Source organism: Rhizobacter sp. (assembly GCF_031412075.1).
In the GTDB taxonomy this organism is placed as follows: domain Bacteria; phylum Pseudomonadota; class Gammaproteobacteria; order Burkholderiales; family Burkholderiaceae_C; genus Rhizobacter.
Map to the genome: position 1 here is coordinate 1 of NZ_JANOCG010000022.1, position 4,380 is coordinate 4,380.

At 65.4% G+C, this 4,380-nt stretch carries 6 protein-coding genes; all 6 read left to right on the forward strand.

Annotated features, from left to right (window positions below; genetic code table 11):
* The first annotated feature begins 283 nt into the window (after positions 1–283).
* The 6 genes from def (at position 284) to RMO40_RS00725 (ending at position 4,306) form a co-directional block, all read left to right on the forward strand.
* Positions 284–796: a peptide deformylase gene (gene def / locus RMO40_RS00700; protein WP_309714967.1), complete on the forward strand. Its 513-nt coding sequence runs from the start codon at positions 284–286 to the stop codon at positions 794–796.
* The gene (gene fmt, locus RMO40_RS00705) at positions 793–1,743 is read left to right on the forward strand and encodes a methionyl-tRNA formyltransferase (protein ID WP_309714969.1); all 951 of its coding nucleotides are present in this window, start codon (positions 793–795) and stop codon (positions 1,741–1,743) included. The genes def and fmt overlap by 4 nt, the downstream gene beginning before the upstream one ends.
* A 55-nt stretch (positions 1,744–1,798) precedes the next feature.
* On the forward strand, positions 1,799–2,638 hold the full coding sequence (htpX, locus tag RMO40_RS00710; protein WP_309714971.1) for a zinc metalloprotease HtpX: 840 nt from the start codon (positions 1,799–1,801) through the stop codon (positions 2,636–2,638).
* A gap of 94 nt (positions 2,639–2,732) precedes the next feature.
* The gene (locus RMO40_RS00715; RefSeq protein ID WP_309714973.1) at positions 2,733–3,137 is read left to right on the forward strand and encodes a hypothetical protein; all 405 of its coding nucleotides are present in this window, start codon (positions 2,733–2,735) and stop codon (positions 3,135–3,137) included.
* Between the two features lie 66 nt (positions 3,138–3,203).
* Complete coding sequence (locus RMO40_RS00720; protein ID WP_309714975.1) at positions 3,204–3,980, forward strand: AzlC family ABC transporter permease; 777 nt, start codon at positions 3,204–3,206, stop codon at positions 3,978–3,980.
* Positions 3,977–4,306 carry an AzlD domain-containing protein gene (locus RMO40_RS00725; protein ID WP_309714977.1) on the forward strand — a complete coding sequence of 110 codons (330 nt, stop codon included), beginning with the start codon at positions 3,977–3,979 and terminating at the stop codon, positions 4,304–4,306. Before RMO40_RS00720 ends, RMO40_RS00725 begins: the two co-directional genes overlap by 4 nt.
* Positions 4,307–4,380: the final 74 nt, after the last annotated feature.

The following is a 4,380-nucleotide window of genomic DNA, read 5'->3' on the forward strand; positions in this document are numbered from 1 at the left end:
AGTGATCGCAGAAGCCCGGAAAAATGACAGGGCAGGACGGGTGCTTCGGGTCATGAAGGTAAGTCTCCGGGCGCGCAGACAGCACAATGCTGGGCTGTGCGGTTTACTGAGCCGGCTGCAGCAGGCTGCTCGCAGTTCGGCGAAAATCTTCATTCAGTTTCGCAGATTCTGCCTCTAAACCCTTGATATCGCAACGAAAGTCACCCGCCGATACCTTTGTTGTGTTGCCTGTCACGGCGGCCGGCGTTGCGCGCCGTCCACAGGCACTTCATTCCTGATTTACATGGCCAAGCTCACCATCCTTCGTTACCCCGATCCCCGCCTGCACACCGTCGCCAAGCCTGTCACCCAGGTTGACGAGCGCATTCGCCAACTGGTCGATGACATGCTCGAGACCATGTACGCCGCCGACGGCGTGGGCCTCGCGGCCACCCAGGTCGACGTGCACGAGCGCTTGATCGTGATCGACACCTCGGACACGCGCGACGACCCCCATGTGCTGATCAACCCCGAACTGGTCGCCAAAAGCGCGGAAATGGTTCTGGGCGACGAAGGGTGTCTGTCGGTGCCTACCGTTTACGACAAGGTGCCTCGGCATGCACGCGTGACGGTGCGCTCGCTCAACCGGGCTGGCGAAAGTTACGAATTCGAGGCCGAGGGGCTGCTCTCGGTGTGTGTGCAGCACGAGATGGATCACCTGATGGGTAAGGTGTTTGTCGAGTACTTGAGCTCGCTCAAGCGCGACCGCATCAAGGTCAAGATGCTGAAGAAGAGCCGCGACGAGCAACGTCCATGAGACTGGCCTTCGCCGGCACGCCCGAGTTCGCCGAAGCGGCTTTAGCCCGTCTGCATGCCGCGGGTTTTGACGTCGCCTTGGTGCTGACCCAGCCCGACCGCCCGGCGGGGCGGGGTTTGAAACTGAACCCGTCGCCCGTGAAGGCGTTTGCGCAAGCCCACGGGATGGCGGTCGCGCAACCGCGCAGCCTGCGCCTGGACGGGAAGTACCCCGCCGACGCAGCCCAGGCTCGTGAGGCGCTGCAGGCCGCCCGCATCGACGTGATGGTGGTCGCTGCCTACGGCCTGATCCTGCCGCAATGGGTGCTCGACTTGCCGCCGCGCGGCTGCCTCAATATCCACGGGTCGCTGCTGCCGCGGTGGCGCGGTGCGGCGCCGATTCACCGGGCCATCGAGGCCGGTGACGCGCGCACTGGCATCACCATCATGCAGATGGACGCCGGGCTGGACACAGGAGACATGCTGCTCGTTGAAGTTGTCGACATTGGGGCCGACGACACCACCGCCCGCTTACACGACCGGCTGGCCGGCGTCGGCGGGCGGCTGATCGTCGAGACGCTGGAGCTCGCTGCCTGCGGTCGCCTCACGCACACCCCCCAGCCCGCCGAGGGTGTCACCTACGCCCACAAGATTGACAAGGCCGAGGCGTCCGTCGATTGGTCTTTGCCCGCCGCGACGATTGAGCGTCGCATCCGTGCCTTCGACCCCTTCCCCGGTGCCACGGCTCAACTCGACGGCGAAATCATCAAGCTGTGGCGAGCCCAGGTCGTGCCGGCAAAGGGCGAACCCGGGACGGTGTTGGCGGTCACTGACGAGGGAATCACCGTCGCCTGTGGCGAAGCCGCATTGAAGATCACCGACCTGCAGCGCCCCGGCGGCAAGCGCCAGCCAGCGCGACAGTTTCTCCAAAACAACCCGCTGCAGACGGGTCAGACATTCGGCCGTTGAACTCCAGCGGCCCGGCCGCATCTGATGCGGCTCAAGCACTCAAGGAGCTGTTTCCATGTTCAATCTGTTGAAGACCGCCGTTCTGATGGCCGCCATCACGGCGCTGTTCATGGCCATCGGCGCCTTCATCGGTGGGCGCTCCGGCATGATGATCGCGCTCGCGGTGGCCGTCGGCATGAACTTCTTCAGCTACTGGTTCTCCGACAAGCTCGTGCTCAAGATGTACAACGCGCAAGAGGTCGACGAGACCAGCGCGCCACAGTTCTACCGCATGGTGCAAGACTTGGCGCAGCGCGCCCAGCTGCCGATGCCGCGTGTTTACCTGATCAACGAAGACGCGCCCAACGCCTTTGCCACCGGCCGCAACCCCGAACACGCCGCGGTGGCCGCCACCACCGGCATCTTGCGTGTCTTGAGCGAGCGCGAATTGCGTGGCGTGATGGCGCACGAGCTCGCGCACGTGAAACACCGCGACATCCTGATCAGCACCGTGAGCGCCACCATGGCCGGTGCGATCTCGATGCTGGCCAACTTCGCCATGTTCTTTGGCGGGCGCGACAGCAGCGGCCGCTCGCACAACCCCATCGTGGGCCTGCTGGTGATGATCCTGGCGCCCTTGGCCGCCAGTCTGATCCAGATGGCCATCAGCCGCGCACGCGAGTTCGAGGCCGACCGTGGCGGTGCCGAAATCTCCGGCGACCCGCAGGCCCTCGCCAGCGCGCTGCAAAAGATCCACCGCGCAGCGCAAGGCCTGCCGATGGAAGCGGCCGAGCGCCATCCTGAGACGGCGCAGATGATGATCATGAATCCGCTGTCGGCGGGTGGCCTGCGCGGCCTGTTCTCCACCCACCCCTCGACCGAGGAGCGCGTGGCCCGCTTGCTGGCCATGGCCTGAAGTCGCTCAAAAAGCGGGGAGAACACCCCGCTTTTGCGCGCCACCGGCGGGCCGGGTTTGCGGAGAATGAATCCAGAACTTCGCCCTGCCCGTCATGCGACACACCGCCCTCATCTCCCTCCTGCTGGCCGCCGCCGCGCTGTCGGGTTGCGACCTGTTCGGCGAGTCGGCTGAAAAGCTCGCTGCCGCCAAGGAAGCTGAAGGCAAAGCCATCGGTGGCGCCTGCCGCCATGCCGGCCGGGCCATCGAAGACTGTTATTCGCTCAACCGCAAGGCCGACAAGGCCTCGGTGTTTGCCGGCTGGCGCGACATGAACGACTACATGCGCGAGAACAAGATTGAAGCCGTGCCGCCGCAAGCGGTGGCCGCCAAGGGCGAGCCCAAGTCGGCCGAGCCCAAGGGCGAACCCAAACCCGCGCTCGCCGAGCCCGCCGGCGAGGGCGTGGAGAAAAAGCCCACCAAGGCAGGCACAGCCAAGCCCAAGAGCCAGGATTCCTGAGCCTTCACAGCGCGGGCATCACCCCGCCCCGGCCTTTTTAACGGGCTGGGGAGACAATTCCCCGCCATGAATTCACTCCACGACACCTTGCACCACGCGCAGTTTCGCGCCGGCGTGCGCGACATGAGTTCGGTCAGCCTGGGCATCGCCGCCTGGGGTTTGGTGACGGGTGTGGCCATGGTCAAGGGCGGCCTCTCCATACCGCTCGCCCTGTTGATGACCTTCACGGTGTTTGCCGGCAGTGCGCAGCTGGCGGCCATTCCGTTGATGACGGTGGGTGCGCCGGTGTGGGTGATCTGGGCCACGGCGGCCTGCATCAACCTGCGCTTCGTGATCTTCAGCGCGCAGTGGCGGCCTTACTTCATGCGCTACCCGCTGCGCCAGCGCCTGCTGTTGACCTACCTGAGTGGCGACCTGACTTACGTGCTCTTCATGAAACGCTTTCCCGAAGCGCGCGAAGGCGAAGGCCAGGTCGAGTACTTCATGGGCGCCGCCGCCTCCAACTGGATGAGCTGGCAGATCCCGGCGGTCTTGGGCATCTTGCTGGCCGACGTCGTACCCACCCATTGGGGTCTCGGGTTCGCCGGCGTGCTGGCCTTGCTGGGCCTCACCTTCTCGCTGGTGTCCGACCGCGCCACCGTGCTGGCCGCGGTGGTCGCAGGCGCGGCAGCGGTGGCCGCCTTTGCGTTGCCGTTCCGCCTGCACATCGTCGTCGCCATTGCGGCAGCGGTGTGTGTGGGTCTGATGATCGATGGCGGCGGCGATGCCGGCCGCCGCGTGCGCCAGGCGCTGGGCCGGTTCAAGGCCCGTGGCGCCAAGCCGGTGTCCGAGGCGGCGACATGAACGACAGCTATGCCCTCATCACCATCATCGGCCTCACCATCATCACGGTGGTGACCCGCGGCTTCTTCCTCATCTCGGAGAAGGAGCTCGCGATGCCCGACTGGGTGAAGCGTGGGCTGCGTTATGCGCCACTGGCCGCGCTGGCCGCCGTGGTGGTGCCCGAGGTGGTCATGTCTCAGGGCCAGCTCATCGAGACCTGGAAAGACGCGCGCTTGTACGCAGCGGCCGCAGCCACGGCTTACTACTTCTGGCGCCGGGGCATCCTCGGCACCATCGTCACCGGCATGGCGGTGCTGATTCCCCTGAAACTCGGTCTGGGGTGGTGAGTGCACGCGGGTTCCTGGTGTCCAATAGCCGGCTGATTCCGCCATCACGACCTGCCCACCCATGAAAGTTCTCC